The sequence below is a fragment of the Myxococcus sp. MISCRS1 genome (assembly GCF_026626605.1).
Taxonomy (GTDB): Bacteria; Myxococcota; Myxococcia; order Myxococcales; family Myxococcaceae; genus Myxococcus; species Myxococcus fulvus.
Genome location: NZ_JAPNKB010000001.1, coordinates 6087346 through 6105745, shown reverse-complemented (window position 1 = coordinate 6105745; position 18400 = coordinate 6087346). Strand labels below are relative to the sequence as shown.

The 18400-nt window shown below is 70.4% G+C and carries 14 protein-coding genes and 1 CRISPR repeat array (1 of these 15 cut by a window edge); of the genes, 6 read left to right on the top strand and 8 right to left on the bottom strand.

All coding sequences use genetic code 11. The features are described from left to right. Positions 1 to 11: 11 nt before the first annotated feature. The 4 genes from OWM54_RS24260 to OWM54_RS24245 form a co-directional block, all read right to left on the bottom strand. Positions 12 to 3134, bottom strand: coding sequence for a bpX6 domain-containing protein (locus tag OWM54_RS24260; RefSeq protein WP_267699033.1), 3123 nt, complete (start codon positions 3132 to 3134; stop codon positions 12 to 14). Then, positions 3134 to 5056 (bottom strand): hypothetical protein, encoded by a 1923-nt coding sequence (locus tag OWM54_RS24255; RefSeq protein ID WP_267699032.1) that lies wholly within the window; start codon positions 5054 to 5056, stop codon positions 3134 to 3136. Before OWM54_RS24255 ends, OWM54_RS24260 begins: the two co-directional genes overlap by 1 nt. Further along, positions 5053 to 5508, bottom strand: a complete 456-nt coding sequence (locus OWM54_RS24250; protein WP_267699031.1) for a hypothetical protein — start codon at positions 5506 to 5508, stop codon at positions 5053 to 5055. The genes OWM54_RS24255 and OWM54_RS24250 overlap by 4 nt, the downstream gene beginning before the upstream one ends. 574 nt (positions 5509 to 6082) lie before the next feature. Beyond that, positions 6083 to 7267 (bottom strand): AAA family ATPase, encoded by a 1185-nt coding sequence (locus OWM54_RS24245; protein WP_141323494.1) that lies wholly within the window; start codon positions 7265 to 7267, stop codon positions 6083 to 6085. Positions 7268 to 7480: 213 nt separating this feature from the next. On the opposite strand from OWM54_RS24245, the gene OWM54_RS24240 reads away from it, so the two are divergent. The 6 genes from OWM54_RS24240 to OWM54_RS24215 all read left to right on the top strand — a co-directional run bounded on the left by OWM54_RS24240 (position 7481) and on the right by OWM54_RS24215 (position 14362). Beyond that, positions 7481 to 8074 carry a hypothetical protein gene (locus OWM54_RS24240; RefSeq protein ID WP_141323493.1) on the top strand — a complete coding sequence of 198 codons (594 nt, stop codon included), beginning with the start codon at positions 7481 to 7483 and terminating at the stop codon, positions 8072 to 8074. A gap of 52 nt (positions 8075 to 8126) precedes the next feature. Further along, positions 8127 to 10070: a gliding motility protein gene (locus OWM54_RS24235; protein WP_267699030.1), complete on the top strand. Its 1944-nt coding sequence runs from the start codon at positions 8127 to 8129 to the stop codon at positions 10068 to 10070. Beyond that, entirely contained in the window at positions 10067 to 11689 is a 1623-nt protein-coding gene (locus OWM54_RS24230) for an SWIM zinc finger family protein (protein WP_267699029.1), read from the top strand. Before OWM54_RS24235 ends, OWM54_RS24230 begins: the two co-directional genes overlap by 4 nt. Positions 11690 to 11854: 165 nt before the next feature. Next, positions 11855 to 13135, top strand: coding sequence for a reverse transcriptase family protein (locus tag OWM54_RS24225; RefSeq protein ID WP_267699028.1), 1281 nt, complete (start codon positions 11855 to 11857; stop codon positions 13133 to 13135). 133 nt (positions 13136 to 13268) lie between these two features. Then, a complete protein-coding gene (locus OWM54_RS24220; protein ID WP_267699026.1) occupies positions 13269 to 13619 on the top strand; it encodes a calmodulin in 351 nt (116 codons plus the stop codon). 50 nt (positions 13620 to 13669) lie between these two features. Beyond that, a complete protein-coding gene (locus tag OWM54_RS24215) occupies positions 13670 to 14362 on the top strand; it encodes a YqiA/YcfP family alpha/beta fold hydrolase (protein ID WP_267699024.1) in 693 nt (230 codons plus the stop codon). Here OWM54_RS24215 and OWM54_RS24210 read toward each other — a convergent pair. The 4 genes from OWM54_RS24210 to OWM54_RS24195 all read right to left on the bottom strand — a co-directional run bounded on the left by OWM54_RS24210 (position 14354) and on the right by OWM54_RS24195 (position 17180). Beyond that, positions 14354 to 15076, bottom strand: a complete 723-nt coding sequence (locus OWM54_RS24210; RefSeq protein WP_267699023.1) for a double-CXXCG motif protein — start codon at positions 15074 to 15076, stop codon at positions 14354 to 14356. The two genes, OWM54_RS24215 and OWM54_RS24210, sit on opposite strands and share 9 nt — an antisense overlap. 21 nt (positions 15077 to 15097) lie before the next feature. Further along, complete coding sequence (locus OWM54_RS24205) at positions 15098 to 15679, bottom strand: imm11 family protein (RefSeq protein ID WP_267699022.1); 582 nt, start codon at positions 15677 to 15679, stop codon at positions 15098 to 15100. 103 nt (positions 15680 to 15782) lie between these two features. Continuing rightward, entirely contained in the window at positions 15783 to 16505 is a 723-nt protein-coding gene (locus OWM54_RS24200; protein WP_267699021.1) for a double-CXXCG motif protein, read from the bottom strand. 6 nt (positions 16506 to 16511) lie between these two features. Next, positions 16512 to 17180, bottom strand: a complete 669-nt coding sequence (locus OWM54_RS24195) for a TIGR02269 family lipoprotein (RefSeq protein WP_141323484.1) — start codon at positions 17178 to 17180, stop codon at positions 16512 to 16514. Between the two features lie 212 nt (positions 17181 to 17392). Beyond that, positions 17393 to 18400: a CRISPR direct-repeat array (repeat unit 37 nt; unit sequence GTTTCAACCCACGCTCCTCGCGGTCACGAGGAGCGAC); it runs 4764 nt beyond the window's last position.

Sequence of the window (18400 nt, the reverse complement as noted above, 5' to 3'; positions counted from 1 at the left end):
CGTCCCCGTCGTCACGCGGCGACGACGTGGCGCACGGCGCCGTGCTCCAGGTCCAGGCACAGCACGCGGCCGTGCACGTCGTACACGAGCAGCGTCGAGCCTCCCAGCCGCACGCGCGGCGGCGTGTCTCCCTCGAAGGTGAGGGTGAGCCGGGCGCGCAGGACACCCCGGGCGTCGAGCAGTCGCGCGTCCCAGCCCTCCACGCAGCGCACCACCTCCGCGCGCCACGTCGAGGTGAGGACCTGGTGCACGGGCTCACCGAGCCCGGCCTCGGAGACCCACGGCGTGGCTTGTCGGGGGATGTTGGGCGGCAGCCACAGCCAGTCGACGCGGCGGAACAGCGGCCCTTCGTCGACCATGAGCACGGCCGCGCGGGCCTCGCCGTCCGGGGTGAGGGCGCAGGAGCGCAGCCCCAGCACCTCCTCCGCCGGTCCCGACACCAGCGGTCCGCGCGCGCGCAGCGTGGGGCCGTTGCGCAGCTCGTACGTCCAGCGCTCCAGGTGGCTGGTGGTGAAGCTCAGCCACGCGTCATCCACGGCCAGGGAGCGCACGGTGCCAGGCACGTCCGCCACGCGCCACAGGGCCCGCGCGTCGGGGGACCGGGCGTCCAGCATCATCACCGTGTGGCCGGACACGACGAACCAGCTCCCGCCGTCGTAGGTGGGCGCCCAGCTCTCCATGGCGAGGTCGCACCAGTGGGTGGCCGTGCGCGCCATCACGTCGACGCGGGACACGCGGTACAGCTCGCCCCGGGGCGCCAGGGCCAGCACGCGGTCCGCGTGCAGCGAGGCCACCAGCGAGAAGGCGGGGACATCCAGGTGCGCGAGCCTGCGGCCCTCGGCGTTGAGCAGCACCGCGCCCGCCTCCCCCAGCGCGAGCAGCACGCGGCCGCCAGCCAGGGCCACGGCGTCGTGGACGAAGTGGGTCCCCGCGTCGGCGAGCGAGGCGGACGCGACGACGGGAGGCTGCTTCGGGTCCGAGCCCCAGGCCGGGAGGCGCTGCGCGGGCAGCGTGGGCAGGTCCGCGCGCAGGGCGCCGTCGAGCAGCTCCTTGAGCAGTCGCTCGAGGAGGTCGACGGTGACGTGCGCGCGGCCCGCGGCGCGGTCCTTCAGCAGGGCGCGCACCGTGGGCTGGAGCAGCGTCGCGCGCATGGCGGAGACGGACTCCTGTGACAGGGCCTCGGCGAAGGCGAGCCGCTCCAGGCCGCCCTGGGGCGTCTCGTCATCCAGCAGGGCCGACACGCGAGCGCGCGTGGAGGACAGGCCATCCGGGAACGCGCAGGCCCAGCGGGCCAGCAGCCGCGAACCGGTGGGGCCCCCCACTTCGACGCCGCGCTCCAGCCACCCGCGCGCGAGCTCGCGCTTCTCCACCACGGGCCAGATGACCTGCACGGCCTGCGACCAGTTGCCCGCGTCGGCGTGGTCCTGGGCCCAGAGGAGCCTGAGCGCGCGGGCCTCCTCGGGGTGCGTGCGCTCCAGCCGGAGCACCGCGTCCGCGAAACAGCCACTGCGCCGGGCGATGGCCACCGCGCGTTGGGGGTCCTTCGCGAGGAACCACTGGCGCACGACGAGCCCGGGGCCCAGGGCGCGGCCCTCGGCGAGCTCCGCGGCGAGCTGGAAGCGGCCGTGCTTCTCCAGGAAGGCGACGGCCTCCAGGTGCGCGCCGAGCAGCTCGGAGAGCACGAACACGGCCTCATCGATGCGGCCCTCGCGCTCGAAGCGTTGGAAGGCCGCGCGGTAGCGTTGGCGCAGCGCCTCGTAGAGGTCCTCGCCGCCCGCGAAGGTGGTGGCGGGCCCCCGGGGCCCCAACTGCAGCGTGAGCTTCTCGCGAGGCCCCGGCAGTCCGAGCGCCTCGCGGGTGTTCGCATCGGGGGCGCCTCCGCCCAGCGGCACGGCGTGGCGCAGGGCTTCTCGCAGGTCCCCGTCCTCGAACATCTCGAAGAGGCGGCGCAGGTACTCCGCCTTGCGACGCAGGAGCAGTTGGCTCAGCGGAGACTGGTGGATGAGCCATTGGGACAGGCGCGAGAACACACCCGGGCTCGGAGGAGCGGGACGCGGCCCCGGAGCCTGGGCGCGAGTGCCCGAAGGTTGCGCGTCCTCCACGGTGGAGAACAGGGACGACAACCATCGACCCAACCAGGACGGCTTTCCCGAGGTGAGCGCGCCGTCGCTCGTGGTGCCACCGCTCCCGAGCCATGCCGCGAACCGACCGAGCCAGCTTCCCGTGTTCCCACCAGAGGCCCGGGTCAGCGCCGCCGGCTCACGTGCCTGCGCGCCGTCAGCACCTCCGCCGAACGCGGCGCGAAGCCGACTCCACCACCCCGCCGGGCCTTCACGCCTGACGGCGGACGAGCTCGACCTCGAACCTGGACGAGCGCCCTCGCCTCGCCCGAAGGCCGCGCGCAGACGCGACAACACCCCAGGCCGGGAACCCTCGGAAGCAGCTCCTCGTCCGAACGCGGCGCTCAGTCGAGACAGCACGCCGGGACGCATGCCTTCACCGGACTTGGAGTCCTCGCCTCGTCCGAACGCCGCGCGCAGTCGCTCCCTCCACCCCACGGGCTTCACCGTGGCGGGCGCCTCCGCCACGCGCCCCTGCATGCGCGCCAGCACCTCCTTCGCCTCCGTCGACAGCTCGGGGACCGCGGAGCCGAAGAAGGCCCGGGTGAGCGGCGCCTTCGGCTCCACCACGGACACCACGGGGGCCGGTGGCGCACCCAGTCCCCGCGTGGGCACCGCCGTCCACGCCGACACGTCCAGCCACGAGGCCACATCCACCGGCAGCGCGCCCGTCACCGGATGCACACAGGCCCGGCCTCCTCGCACGAGCACGAGCGAACCCGGCCGCGCCTCCACCCGCTCCCACTCCGCGGACGACAGCGGCGCCGAGACGAGCACCCCTCGCTCCAGCGTGAGCGCGAGGCCCGGACTCGTCCCCGCGTCACAGCGACGCGCGACAGGCAGCCGCAGCAGGTACCCGTTGGCGACCCACAGCACGGAGGCCCCCGGCGCCCACAGCGACATCACCCGCCGACGCGCCTCGTCCTCCGAGAGCAGCACCGGGTCGAACCAGAACGCCACGGCGCTCACCGTGCCCCGATGCAGGTGCTGACGTGGCGAGGGAGAAGGACGCATCACATCCCTCCCGTCGTCGCGCGGTAGAGCACCCGCCCCATCGTCAGGTCCATCACCACCAGCTCTCCACTTCGCGTCAGCCACGCGAGCAGCGGCGCGGAGTGGCTGACCTCGGCGTGTGTCACCACATCCGACGCCTTCCTCAACACGGTCTCGCGCTTCTCCGTCAGCCACAGGAGCGTGCGCTGGTCCGCGGCCAGGACGAACAGTCCCACCTGGTGCTCCGCGACGTGACAGCCGCCCACGCCCACGACCCGCGCCCCTTCCGGCACGGTGATGTCCACCTGGTGGTCCGCGAGGAACATGCGCCACACATTCGATGCGTGTCGCGCCGCGAGCAGCCCCATGCCCTGGACCACCGGGACATCACTCGCCCAACCGAAACAGGCCTCGCCCTGCTTCACGTTCAGCACCACGTCCTCGGCGTCCCAGGTGCCCATGACGTGCAGCGACGTCCGGGGCGGAGGCGCGGGCGCATCCTCCTGCGGCGCGAGCACGAACACCGGCTTGCCGGCGTCCCCCGTCTGCCAGGGCTCACGCCTCAGTCGCTCCAGCCGCGAGCTGACGGGCACCTTCGCGCCGCCACGGATGTAGACGAGCTTGTTGCCCACCTCCACCATCGCCGTCACCGGGTAGTCGAGCGCCACCATCTCGATGCGCTGCTCGGCCTCGACGCGATACACGAGGAAGAGCCCGCCGGTGCGCGTCAGCAGCAGCACCATCTCGTGACGGCCCCGGTCCCTCCAGGAGAACAGGCGCCCCGGTCCCGGGGTCGCGGAGGGGAACGTGGGCGCATAGCCGGACGACCAGCCGCCGATGATTTCGGCCGACCCCACGCCCCGGTGGATGCGCGGCTGGGAGAGCGTGCCGTGGAGCACGTAGCGGTCCTCGCGCTCCATCAACGTGAGCAGCCCGCCATTCGGACGCCAGCCCGCGGCCAGCACCGTCTGGTTCGGCTTCACCTTGATGCGCCGGGGCTTGGGGAGGGTGGCCGTCGGCGAGGCGGGGATGGCCATCGCGGACACACTGCCATCCGCGTGGAACGTCACCAGCCGGCGGCCCTCCGCGGAGAAGTGGAACGACGTGGGCCGGTCCTCGGACAGGCGCACCACGGGCTTCGCGACGCGCGCCTGGAACGGGTCTCTCAGGAGCCGGACGCAGTCGTCCGCGGGCGGCAAGTCCAACACCACCGAGCGCACCTCACGCGACGCGGGGCGCACGTCCACCTGGAGCTTGCGCTCGCCAGGCTCCATCACCTCGCCCACCTCCACGCGAGACAACCCGCGTGCGCTCGGAAGCCGCGCCAGCCGGGCATCGCCCACGAGCCACGCATCTTCCGGAGTGGCCTCCAGCGCGAGCGCCTCACGCCACGCGGCGAGCTGCTCCTCCGAGGGCGGCGCGAGGTCCCTCGCGCCGAGCCAGGACAACACCAGCGACGACGTCACCTCGGAGTACGGGCGCTGCTTCGGAGGAGGCGCCTGGAGCACGCCCCACGTGAACGCCGCCCCCGCTGCCTCGGCGCGGCGGGCCATGACGATGAGCAGCGCCAGGTGCGCGATGCGCGGGTTGCCGAGCTGGTCCGGCCCCGCGTCCAGCAGCACCACCGTGCGACGCGCGCCCTGCGGCTGTCGGAACGAGGGCTTCAGGTACGACAGCTCTCCGAAGGCGGCGCGACGCACCAGCTCCTCGGGAGCCTCCAGCGCCCAGAGCCACTCACTGACGAGCAGTCGGTCGAACGAGCCGCGCCGGGACAGCCCGTCATAACCCTCGGGCTCACCGCCCTCCATGTTGGAGCGCGAGCGCATCCCACCCACGGCCGCCGCCAGTCGCGCCACATAGGCACCCACGTGGAGTGACAGGGGCTCGGGGAACAGCGACAGGGACTCGGCCCAGGGACTCAGGGAGGGAGGCAGCGCGCTCATGAAGCCCCGCCCTCCTCGTCCGCGAGCCACGCGGCGAGCGTGGCGCGGTGCACCGGCCGGGCCGACGCGACGGACAGCAACCAGGGCCCCGAGGGCAGCACGGCCCACGGCGTGCCACCGACCTCCACGCGCGAGAGCAGCGCCCGCTCCAGCACGGACACCAGCACCTCGGGAGCCAGCGCGCACGGCAGCAACAGCGACGGCGCGGAGACGTCTCGCCCCAGGTACGTGACGCCATCCACCCACGGCAGGGACTCGGAGGCGCCCAGCAGCACGAGCACACCCCGTCCCGCGACACCACTCCACGTGGACAGCCGAGCGTCATCCTCCAGGAGCACGCGCCGGGCAAGCGCACGGGCCACGTCCCCCACGCCCACCACGGCCAGCGGCTCCAACGGCTGCGCGCGCGGGCCCCACCGCACCGGCAGGGCACCCTGAGTCTCACTGCTCATGCCCGTGCTCCACCCTGCGCGCCGTCCGACGAGCAAGGCCGAGCTTGAGCCTGCCGCACCCGCGAAGCGCCCCACGACTCACCACTCATGTCCGTGTTCCACCGCGCGCCGCCCGACGAGCAAGGCCGAGCTTGAGCCTGCCGCACCCGCGAAGCGCCCCACGACTCACCACTCATGTCCGTGTTCCACCGCGCGCCGTCCGACGAGCAACGCCAAGCGCAAGCCTGCCGCACCCACGAAGCGCCCCACGACTCACCACGCATGTCCGTGCACCACCGCGCGCCATCCGACGAGCAGACCGCCGCGCCCACGAAGTGCCCTGTCTCCCACCGCGCCTGCCGGTGTTGCACCACACGCCTCGCACCGGGCACTCCGAGCCGAAAGCCTGCCGCATCAGCGCGGCATCGTGCGCCCCACGGCGCCTGTCCGTGCTCCGCCGCACACCCGCTCATCGTCCGCTCCCGGCGAGCACCCGCGTCACGCCGCGCCTGTCCATGCTTCGACACACACGCCTCCCCACAGCCTGTCCTCGCCAGGGTCCGAGCACCGGGGCCAGAAGACCCCTCGGTGCGCCTCAGACCCCTTGCACCCGGGCCACCGTCTCGGAAGTCGCCGCCCCATTCACGGCGAGCGCCTCGGTGAGCCCCGCGCGCAGCACCTTCAGGTCATCGCTCAGCGACTCCGGAGCGAAGCTCGCGTCCATCTCCCGCGCCACGCCCTCCAGCTTCAGTCGCCAGACCGCGAGCGCCTCCGCCGAGTCCGACGCGGGCCGCTCGGCGAGCAGCGCCTGTCCCGCCTGCGCGAGCCGCTGCGCGCGAGCCCGGGGACCGGCACTCGCCTCCAGCGCCGCCGCCGCGAGCGCCGGGTTCTCCGACGAGGCCAGCACCTCCCGCAGCACGTCGCGCGCGAGCGCCTGCCCTTCCTTCGTCGGCACCACGTACACCAGCGGCCACAAGTCCGAGGCCGTGGGCACCAAGCGCCCCGCGAGCACCCCCGCGGCCGCCACCAGCCGCTGCGCCTTCACCGCGCGCCGGTCCGACAACCCCAGCCCCGCCGCGCGCAGCGAGCGCAGCGCATGCGCCAACTGCGGCCGGACGCCCGCGAGGTCCGCCTCGCGCGCCGCTCGCGAGAGCACATCGAGCGTCTCCAACGACACCCACCGCCCGCCCTCCGCGTCCCACGGCATCGCGCCGCCGGTGAGCAGGTCCTCCAGTCGCGGGTCCGGCACCGGCTCGACGAAGATGCGCGCCAGGAACCGGTCCGCGAACGCCGCGAGCGACTCGTCCTCCGGCAGCGCGTTCGCCGCGCCCACGCAGACGCGCAGCGGGCACTTCATCCGCGTGTGCCCCCGCCGGAACGTCCGCTCGTTGAGCAACCCCAACAGCGTGTTCAGGATGGCCGTGGAGCCGAGGAAGACCTCGTCGAGGAACGCGACGTCCGCCTCCGGCAACATGCCCGTGGTCTGCGTCTCCACCAGGCCCTCGCGCAGCTTGCGCAGGTCCACCGGACCGAACAGCTCCGACGGCTCGGTGAAGCGGCCCAGCAGGTACTCGAAGTAGGAGCCGCCCAGCGCGCGAGCGGTGCGGCGGACGGCCTCGCTCTTGGCGGTGCCGGGAGGCCCGATGACGAGCAGGTGCTCACCGGCGACCGCGGACAGCGCGATGAGCTCCACCATGGCCTCGCGCTCGACCAGCCCCCGACCCGCGTCGGAGAGGGCATCGCGGACGGCGCTGGCCGCGGCTTCGAAGGTGACGGACATGCACGAAAGCCTAACCGCCGGACTTGGCCGGCGCGAAGAGTCCCCGGACACCCTCCAGTCGACACACACCTGCCTCGCGGTGCCGGGATTCCAGCGCGAGAGGAATGGCCACGAGGCCGACCGGGGGCGCCTTCGTGACGGGACGCCACCGGCCTTCATGACACGACACACCACTTCATGCCCCGGCGTCAGGTCGGACATAGACTGCGTTCCATGAAAAAGATGTCGAAGTGGGTGGCGCTGGTGGGCGTGCTCGGTGTGGGCACGCAAGCGGTGGCGGATGGCTGGCATGGCTACGCGTCGCTGGGAGCGGGCATCACCCTGGACCACCTGAGCGACCTGCGCGCGAAGGGCCCCGCGCTGCACGGCTACCTGGGCGTGGAGTCGCCGCCAGGGCTGTCCATCGGCCTGCTCGCGGAGGTCTCCGAGACGTGGGGCAACGAGCTGCGGGACGCGGCCCGGCAGGACCGCCTGGAGCGGACGCAACTGGATTACAAGGCGGTGGGAATCGAGGCGCGGCTGCGCTTCTTCCGGGACAAGCCCATCAACCCGTGGGTGGGCGCCAGGCTGTCGAAGAGCTGGGGCAGCACCTTCGCGCCGGACGAGTTCGGCACCTTCCTGCGCAAGAACGTGGACACCACGAGCATGGCCTTCCGCGTGGGCGTGGATGGCTGGTTCAGCTCGCGCTGGGGCATCTCCGCCGCCACCGCGTTCCAGTTCTGCGACGTGAAGCTCACGCGCGAGTCGGTGAACGAGTGCGCCAAGCTCCTCCAGTCCGTGATTGTCGGTCCGGTGGTCCGCTTCTGAGCCTCACCTTCCATCGTGCGCACCCTCGGCCGGACGGTGTAGACCTCCACGTGTGAGCGAGAGCTGGGAGCAGCGCAGACGACGCGAGGCGCGGGAGATGGACGCCGCCATCCGGAGCACCTTCGCGCGCAGACAGTCCAACGCGGAGCTGCGCGCACAGCTGGAGGCGCTCGCGCAGCGGCCCTGGTTCCGGGAGTTCTCCTGGCTGTGGGGCCCGTCGCTGCACGTGCGGGACCGCGTGCTGTTCCGTCCGCTCATCCTGTCGTGGCTGAGGGTGGGCAACCTCACCGCGACCGGGAAGTGGGTGGACCCCTGGCAGGGCGAGAACGCCGCCGCGCTGGAGACGTGGCTCGCGGACGCGGACCGCCACGACGACGTGGAGGTCTTCCGTCGGCTGTACGAGTGGCGGCAGCAGGGCCTGGGCCTGAAGAAGGCCGAGGCCCGCTGGCGCGAGGACCTCACCCAGCGCTTCCGTGACGCCAGGACGCGGGCGGCTCGGCAGCTGGTGCTGACCAAGCTGGACGTGGAGACGGGGCGCCTCGACGAGGCGACGGCGCTCGCGCTGGATGACGTGGACGCGGAGCTGGCGAGGCCCTTCATCCGTCAACGCCTGCCCTTCGCGTGGGGTCCCGGGGTTCCCCAGGAGAAGCAGCACGCGATGTGGACCACGCTGCGGGAGCGGCTGCTCGCGCGCGGCGACACCGAGCTCGCCTGGGCCCTCTATCGCCGGCTCGTCACCGAGGACGCGTGGCGCGCGGACGTGTTCGCGCTCACGCAGTCGGTGAAGGACTCCCAGGCGCTGGTGCGCGCGCTGGAGGAGCACCACCCGGACGTCGCGCCGACGGGAGCGGCGGAGGTCTTCGTGGAGCTGGCGGAGAAGCGCGGGCGCGACGTGGTGCCCTACCTGCTCGCGCACCTGTCCACGGTCTTCCCGCGTTGGGCCGGCCTTCGCGCCAGAGCCAAGAACGCCAAGGGCCTGCCGGACCTGCTGGAGCTGTGCCGGGTGCGCGGCTGGGAGGACGTGTGGGGCGCGGCGCTGCGCACGTCGGCGACGGCGGAGACCTTCGACCAGGAAGTGCTCAAGCTGGTGCACGACGCGAAGGCGGACCCGGCGGTGACGCGCGGGCGGCTGCTCCAGGTCGCGGGCACCGGCGGCGAGTGGAACCGGCCCGGCCTCGGCGTCACCCGCGTGCTGCCGCTGACGGACTCCACGGCGGTGATGCTGTACGCGCGCTTCCCGGAGCTGCTCCGCGGCCCGTTCCGCATGCACGTGTCCTCCGGCTGGCACTCGTCGTACCCGGAGCTGGTGGGGCGCGCGCTGGAGCGCCGGGACGAGGAGCTGCTGGACTTCCTCGCCAGCCGCGCGGCGACGCAGGCCCAGCCCACGCACGCGGGCAACAAGCGGCAGCGCGAGTGGATTCGGGTCCTGGACGCGCTCGCCACGCACTACGAGGAACTGCCGAAGGAGGACGGCGTCTTCGCGCGCCGCGCCGCCAACGTGCTCGGGGCGATACCGGCGTACGCCATCTGGGCGGACAAGACGCTCCTGTCGCAGAACCGGCTCGCGCGGCTGTTGCTCATGCGCTCGGATGACCTCTACCTCGCGGACCCGCGGGCGGTGAGGGACCTGCTGGAGTCGCCGCAGATTCACGTGCAGGCGCTCGCGTTCCGGCTGCTCGGTCGCGACGCCCCGCGCGCGCGTGAGCTCGCCGCGAGCAACACGGACGTGCTCCAGGCCGCGCTCCTGCGGCCCCTGCACCGTCGCACGCGGCTGATGGCCTTCGGCGCGCTGACCAACGCGGCGCTGCATGACGTGGACACGGCGCGAAGGCTGCTCGCCCGGATGCGCGACGCCTTCGCGCTGCCCGACCAGCGCTATCCCAAGGAGGAGCTGGTGGAGCTGCTGGCGAAGGTGCTCCGGCGCTGGCCCGAGCTGCGCGGCCCCGCCGAGACACCCCGCGTCTTCTCAGCGCCCACGAAGGAGACCTCGCCATGACGACCTTTGGCCTGTCGTATGCGACGCCCTCCGTCTTCGAGTCCACGCGCGAGCGCTCACTGTTGGGCCTGTCAGTGGACCAGCACCGGCCGGTGCGCTTCCACGCGAAGGTGGCGAAGGACGTGCTGCCCTTGCGACTGGCGCTGCAGGCGCTGGGGCAGCTCATCTGGCACTCGGACGAGTGGACCTCGACGTGGTGGGGAGTGCTGGACCCCATCATCACCGTGCACCCGGACCGGGTCTTCTTCGAGGCGTTCAGCCAGGACCAGAGCGCGTACGGGATGGTCATCGTGGACCGCGAGTGCTTCGAGCCCGAGGGCGAGGTGGCCTGCGGCACGACGAACGTGGACTTCACCGCGTGGCTGTGGTCCGCGCTGGGGGAGCTGCGCACCAGCCGGGACACGCACCTGCGCGTGGGCGCCGAGGGCTTCGAGGTGCGCACGGAGCGCGCGGGCGGACGCTTCGAGCAGAAGGTGGAGGTGCCGGACGACTGGGTGCGAGGCTTCCTCCAGCTCCAGGGCGGCATGGCGATGCCGGGCACGAAGCTGACGGTGCGTCCGGTGGACCTGCTCGCCGCGGTGCGCTTCCTCACGTTCACCAAGGCGCGGGTGTCACCGAGAGCGCTGCGGTACGAGTTCACGCCGGACCAGGACGCGAGGCTGGTGCTGGAGCCCTGGGAGCAGGTGGTGCCGCTGCGAGGCGCGGTGCATGGCCACACGGAGCCGCGCACGGTGCGCACGTGGGGTCGGCGTCGGCTGCGATTGCTCGAGCCGCTGCTGCCGTACGCGGACTCGGTGGAGGTCTATCTGAAGGGCCGCGCGCTGCCGCACTTCTACAGCGTGCACCTGGGGCCGCGCGTGCGCTTCGTGCTGGGGCTGTCCGGGTGGACGGCGAACCGGTGGACGGGCACGGCGGGGATGGACCTGCTCCTGGAGCCCGAGCGGGACGAGGCGCTGGCGGCACGCGTGCTCGGGCTCCTGCGCGAGCGCTTCCACGCGTCCACGGAGGAGGTCGTTCAGGCCCTGGGCGCGGACAAGGCGCGAGTGGCGACAGCGCTGGCGGCGCAGTGCGCGGCGGGACGGGTGATGTTCGACGTCGAGGCGCGGCGCTGGCGTCACCGTGAGCTGTTCGCGACGCCGGTGGACCTGGGACGGATGTATCCGCCGGACCCGAGGCGCGAGGAGGCGGAGCGGCTGACGGCGGTGGGCCAGGTGGTCGTGACGAGCGAGGACGTGCGCGAGACGCGCAAGGTGCGCAAGCTGCCGACGCCCGAGGGCCACGTGCTGCGCGAGGTCGTGCATCGCGACTGGGTGGTGCACGGGAGCGTGGGTCCGCAGACCGCCGTGGAGCTGGTGCTGAACGACGAGGACCGGCTGCTGTTCGGCACGTGCAGGTGCGAGTTCTTCCGCGAGAACCTGATGAACCACGGGCCGTGCGCGCACCTGCTCGCGCTGCTGCGGCTGGCGAAGGCACGGCGCCAGGAGCGAGCGAGCTCGGCGGCGCCCTCGGAGGCCGCGCTGGAGGCGCTCCGACAGGCGGAGAGGCCCGAGGCCCGGAGCGAACAGGACGGCGAGGGCGAGACGCTTGACGAGGACGGCGGCGATGACGATAACCGGTGACGCTCACGGGAGGGGCTGGGGCTCACAGATGAGCCGTCGGTGCCGCGGTGTTTCGCCGCGGCGGTGTTTTGTCCCCACTTCTTCTCCAGGGTCCCTGCGTACGGAACGCAGGGAGCCCCGGGTCCAGCGCCTCGCAGGTCGTCCCCTGGCCCCTCCCGGAGCACCATGAGCTGGTTCGACTCGACGCTGGGTTGGTTCAAGGGGCTCTTCACCCCGAAGCCGGTGACGCGGGATGTCTCGCGGCTCGACGCCTCCACGCGCGACGCGAGCGGACGCGCGGCGGACGTGGTGCGGGAGACGGTGGCCACCTCGGGCCCGCTGAAGCCCGGACACCGGCGCGAAATCATCCGCGACGCGCGGCTCCTGCCCAAGGGCAGGCGCGTCTACACCCCGGGCCGCAAGCCCCTGATGACCCGGGGTGAGGCGCGGCGCTTCTTCTCCACGACGTTCCGCACGCGCAACCGCGACGTGCGCGACCTGCTGACGGACGAGGCACAGCTGACGCGCTACGGGCTGCCGGTGTGGCGGACGGAGGAGGACGTGGCGGCGGCGCTGGAGCTCACCGTGGGCCAGCTCCGGCACTACGCGACGCACCGGGTCCGGGAGCGGGTGGCGCACTACGTGACGTTCTCGGTGCCGAAGCGCTCGGGGGGCACGCGGCTGCTGCATGCGCCCAAGCGCAAGCTCAAGGCGGTGCAGCGTCGGCTCCTGACGTTGCTGGTGGCGAAGCTGCCGCGGAGCGAGCACGCGCACGGCTTCGTGTCGGGGCGCTCCATCAAGACGGGGGCGGCGCCGCACGTGGGGCGCCGGGTGGTGTTGAAGCTGGACGTGAAGGACTTCTTCCCGTCGGTCACGGTGGGGCGGGTGCGCGGGCTGCTGCTCGCGTTGGGGTATGGCTATCCGGTGGCGGCGACGCTGGCGGTGTTGATGACGGAGGCGGAGCGTCAGCCGGTGGAGGTGGAGGGGACGGTGTTCCACGTGCCGGTGGGGCCGCGCTCGTGCGTGCAGGGCGCGCCGACGAGCCCCGGGCTGTGCAACGCGGTGGTGATGCGCTTGGACCGGCGGCTCGCGGGGCTGGCGCGGCGGTATGGGTATACCTATACGCGCTACGCGGATGACCTGACGTTCTCCGGGGATGACGTGGGGGCGATGGAGAAGGTGCGAGCGCTCGCCGCGAGGTACGTGAGGGACGAGGGCTTCGAGGTGAACGCCGCGAAGACGCGGGTGCAGCGTCGGGGTGGACGACAGCGCGTCACGGGCGTGACGGTGAACGCGGGGCTCGGGCTGTCTCGCGAGGAGCGGCGCAAGCTGCGGGCGATGATCCACCAGGAGGACGGCGGGGACGCGAAGCAGCGCGCGCGCATCGACGGGATGCTGGCGTACGTGAAGATGTTGAATCCGGAGCACGCGGCTCGTCTCGCGAGGCGACGCAAGCCGCGAGGGTGAGTGGCCCGCTGTCGAAAAGGCTGCGGGGGAGCGCGAGGAATGCACCGGTTCTCCACACCTGCCCTGCGGGCGCGTGGTGAGGGAGTTGAAGGGCCTCTACATCGGCGCTCCTCACCCTCACAGGAGTCGCCCCATGGCCAACGCCGCCCGCTTCGCCTTCACGCAGCCGAGCTCCCCCGGTGTCGAGTTCGTCATCGAGCTGACGGACGAGAACACGATTGCCCACGCCCGGAGGATTCTCTCCGGCGAGGAGAAGAACCGAATCCACGTGCATGGGCGCATCATGAAGCGGCCCCAGCCTTACAACCCGAGGTTCTCGTTCCACCTGGACCCATCGACCATCCAGTTCTTCGAGGTGGCCATCGAGGTCTGCGACGCGAACATGACGTACGTGGAGGACCACCTGGACGAAGCGGGAGGCGCGTTCCTGCCGGGTGGCCATTGGTGCCCGTGGGACTCGCGGCTCGCGCGCGAGGTGAAGTGACCGGGTAATCACCTGAGCCGGGGGCCCGGGGCGACGTTACAGTGGAGGACATGAGCGACCTTCCTCCAGCGCCCGTGCCCCTGGCTCCTCGCTTCATGTATCTGCATGGCTTCGCCTCGGGGCCGGACTCGACGAAGGGGTTGGCGTTGAGCCGCCACTTCGAGCCCAGGGGTCTCCACATCGAGCGGTTGAACCTGCGGGTGCCCTCGTTCGAGGAGCTGAAGCTGAGCGCCATCACGGACACGGTGCGAGCGGCGCTGGGTGGGAAGCAGGACCGGGTGGTGTTGTTGGGTTCGAGCCTGGGAGGGCTGACGGCGGCGAGAGTCGCGGCGGAGGACGCGCGGGTGTGTGGCCTGGTGTTGATGGCGCCGGCGTTCCACATCGTGACGCAGCTGCGAAAGAGGATGGGCGAGGCGCTCTGGGAGCACTGGCGGACGTCGGGCTGGATTCCGACGGAGGACTTCGTGGAGAAGCGCACGTCGAAAGTCCACTGGGGCTTCGTCGAGGACGCGCTGGCGTTGGACGAGCGCCTGGGGAACTGGCCCGACGTGAGGGTGCCCACGCTGCTCATCCACGGGCGAGCGGACGACACGTGTGACATCGCCAACTCGCGCCAGTGGGCCCAGGGCCGTCGCAACGTGAAGCTGGTGGAGGTGGACGACGGGCACGAGCTGACCGCGTCCCTGCCCTTCATCCTCGAGCAGACGGAGGCGTTCCTGCGGCCCTGGGGCGGTTCAGCGTGAGGTCACTTCCAGGAAGGTGAGGCCATCGAGTCCCAGCGCTTCGACGGCGTCCTTGAAGCGCTCGGTGACGATGAGCAGCGCGGAGAAGTTCGTGAGGCGGAACAGGTTCAGGTCGGTGGGCAGTGAGGCCGCGTCGAGGATGGGCTTGTCGGGACGACGGAGCGCGAGCCGACCGCAGGTCGAGCAAGGCGCGGGTGTGTTCCGAGGGAAGCAAGCGGGATGCAGGGAGCCGCGAGAGAGGAGCTCGAGTTCCACCAGGTCCGTCACGGGCTTCTTGCGGGCTGTCAGGGCGGTGGGATGACCGACGAGTCCCGTCAGTCCCTGTTCCTGGAGTGATTCCAGGTCCCCGAGGTTCACGACGAGCGAAGCGATGAACCAGGAGAACGAAGGGAACTTCCCGAGCGCCTTGCCGGTGAGGGGACCGAGCTCCGTGCCTGGAGGCAGTGGGGAACCAGGAGGGAACAGCGGGCGGACGAGCTCACGCAGTCGCGCGAACTCCGTGAAGGGTTCAGACCTGTTCTCCTCGAACGAGCGGTGTTCCGAGAGAGAGGACAGGTCGACACTGGGGTAGGAGCAGCCGAGGTCACTCCAGCTCGCGCGACAGCCGGGACAGTCCTGCACTCCAGGCAGGAACCACCGATGCTCGGCATCAAAGTTCCCGCCGTACCCCTCGATGACCTCCGTGTCTTCACCGATGCAGAAGAACCGCCCCATGTGACCTCCCTTCATCCAGCTTCAGCGCGGTCCTGTGACACGCTCGAATGTCACGCCAAGATTCCCGACTTCCTCCAGTGCGTTCTTGATCTCCTCGGAGACGATGAGCGCGGAGGAGTACCCCTGTATCCGAAAGACACGGGCTCCCGCTGTCTTGGACGGGTCGATGCGCAGCCCGTGAATAGCGCGGTACGTCCCCACCCTTTCGGGCGCGACACCCTCTGGAGGGTAGCGCTGCACTTCCAAGGAGTTCTCCTCATCGACGCAATTGAAGCACCGGGTTGCATTGATGATGTAGAGCGCCGTCTTCGCGCCCTCGACCTCGATGAGGAAGGCCTGGACGTCGTCTGGGGCCAGCGTGAGAAAGACCCTCGCGACCTGTTCATCCGCGATAGGAGTTCGCCCTGCGTTCGCCACGGAGAAGGACCGCTGCGGTCCATCACGGAGCGGGCTGCTCCTCAGCGGTCCTGGGTTGGGAAGATGTCTTCCGTCTCCGAACATCCAGGGGTCGTCCAGTTCCCCACCAGCAGCCGGCACAGGTAGCTCCAGGACCCACTGAGGTAGATCCGCAATCCCCAGGTCGTAGAAGTTCTCACCGGACATCCACCACCCTCACTGGGAACAATCGAGCGTCGAAGCTCACGACATGGAGTCGGAAAGTCAGCTGACATCCTCGCACAGTCCCACGCAGTCGCCCGAACGAGCCTCAACGCACAGGGAGTTCGCGGAAGGTGAGGCCATCGAGCCCGAGTTGTTCGACTGCCTCCTTGAAGCGCGAGGTGCCGATCACCATCGTGGCGAAGTTGCCCACGCGGAACAGGTCGATGTCCGTGGGAAGAGAAGCCACCTCCAGGAGGGGTTCATCAGGCCGTCGGAGTCCCAGCCGACCACAGGTCGGGCAGGGAGGCGGATGACTCGGAGGAAAGCAATCCGTGTGCAATCGCCCCAGGGGCGGAGCATGCAGCTCGACCAGAGTTGGTGGATTCTTCTGTCTGAACCTCAGCTCGGCAGGGAAGCCCTGAAGACTTCTGAGACCTTCCGCCTGGAGCATCTCCAGTGCTTGCTGGTGGACGAGCAGCACCTCGACGACCCAGGCAAACGCCGGGAGCTTTCCGAACCCCGTGCCCTCCAGCGGTCCGAAGCCTGTACCGGGAGGCAGTGCGGCACCTGAGGGGGTGAAAGGGCGAACCAGCGCACGCAAGCGGTCGAGCTCGGGAAGAGGCTCGGGCCTCGCCCTCTCGAGTTCACGACGCTCTGGCAGCGAGGACAGGTCCACGCCAGGGAAGAAATGTCCGGAGCCACTCCACGTGGCATCACACGTCGGGCACCGCAGCAACCCAGGGAGCTTCCACTTGCGCCCGCCATGAACCTCACCGCCATGCCGGCGCACGGCCGCGTTGTCCTCGTCCACCCAGAAGAATCGAACCATCCGCCCTCACGTTCCCGGCCTTGAATAGTAAGGCTGAATTGGACCGCCGATGAGCTGGAACCGATGGATGAGTTCGCCGGCGTGCCTGAAAATCTCCTCGGGCTTCGCTTCAGCGTTCTGCCTCTTGAACTGCCGCCAGGCTTCGTTCCACTCGCCGCCGCGACCTCCGACCCTGTGGATGCGCTGGTGGACTTCGTAGGGAAGAGGGAGGACATAGTTGTGGATCTTGACTCCCTGTGCCTCGAACCACTCTCGCAGCTCCCGCTCTTGAGGAAAGATGTGGTGCTTTTCCCAGCGCCCGGTGGGGAGCTGACGTGACGGTGGCACGACCCGCTCAGGGGCTCCGTTCCAGTTCGGGAACGTCATGACGGCCCCTGGAGGGAGTTTCTGCGCTGCTCCCCAGTTTCTCCTCGGACTGCCGGGTGAGGCGGCAGCCGCGGGTGGCCGAGCAGGCGGGAACCTGGCCAGTTCGAACGTTCCGGGACTGTCTTCGCAGCGGTAGAAGCCGCAGGCATCTCCGAGGCACGCGAGAAAGACGCACTGGTCTTCTCGGGGATCCTCGCACTCCAGCTCCGCCGCCTCCCATGCCATTTGCACTGGAGGCTTCTCGTTGGTGGCGCATCCCAGCCAGAAAAGGGTAAGCAGCCAGAGACAGAGGGGTCGAAGGGAGGGCATAGGCAACAGGACCTACCATCCCGGTCTGTCGTCGAACCGGCTGGGGGACTGGGTACTGCACGCCCCTCCCATGTGGAGGCTTCCATGACCTCGCCCCATCCCCCTAGCAAACGAGCCGCGTTTGCATGAGTGGTCCGACACAGTCGTTTCAACCCACGCTCCTGAAAACGAGGAGGAGCGACCTCTCGCAATGCAACTGAACCAGCATGCTGGTTTCAACCCACGTTCCTCGCGATTACGAGGAGCGACATCGTGGTGAGCGTCGACCCCGCCACCGGAGAGAAGTTTCAACCCGCGCTCCTCGCGGTCACGAGGAGCGACCGTCATCACGAAAGCTGTCGACCTCTCGGCTAACTGTTTCAACCCATGCTCTTCGCGGTCACGAGGAGCGACGTACCGCGCCTGGGTGCGCCGCGCCGTGCTGGCGTTTCAACCCACGTTCCTCGCGGTCACAAGGAGCGACACCGTCGCGGCGAACTGGGGCTTGTTCCCCACGTAGTTTCAACCCACGCTCCTCGCGGTCACGAGGAGCGACTGCGCCGCATCGCGGGTGGCCACGCCCAGGGCGATGTTTCAACCCACGCTCCTCGCGGTCACGAGGAGCGACACGCCGCCCCCGCTATCTCCGGAATTTGCATGTGTTTCAACCCACGCTCCTCGCGGTCACGAGGAGCGACTTGTCCGCGCCCGTCTGCACCACGCCACTGGGCGCGTTTCAACCCACGCTCCTCGCGGTCACGAGGGGCGACGTGGGTGGCGTGGGCTCGCGAGCAGCCCAACCCGTTTCAACCCACGCTCCTCGCGGTGACGAGGAGCGACGGCCGCGCCCCGAGCGGGCGGCCGCCGAAGAAGTTTCAACCCACGCTCCTCGCGGTCACGAGAAGCGACTGTCGATGTAGCGCTCGCCCGCGCAGACACCGAGGTTTCAACCCACGCTCCTCGCGGTCACGAGAAGCGACGGACGCGGTCCTCTCTCACTGCACGCGCCGACCAGTTTCAACTCACGCTCCTCGCGGTCACGAGGAGCGACTGTCCTTCTTGGCCTCGTTGACGAGCGTGTCCTCGTTTCAACCCACGCTCCTCGCGGTCACGAGGAGCGACTGACCAACCCGGAGACCATCTGGGGGAGGAAGGTGGTTTCAACCCACGCTCCTCGCGGTCACGAGGAGCGACCCCGCGGAGCCGCGCACGGGCTGAAGCGCCTGGTTTCAACCCACGCT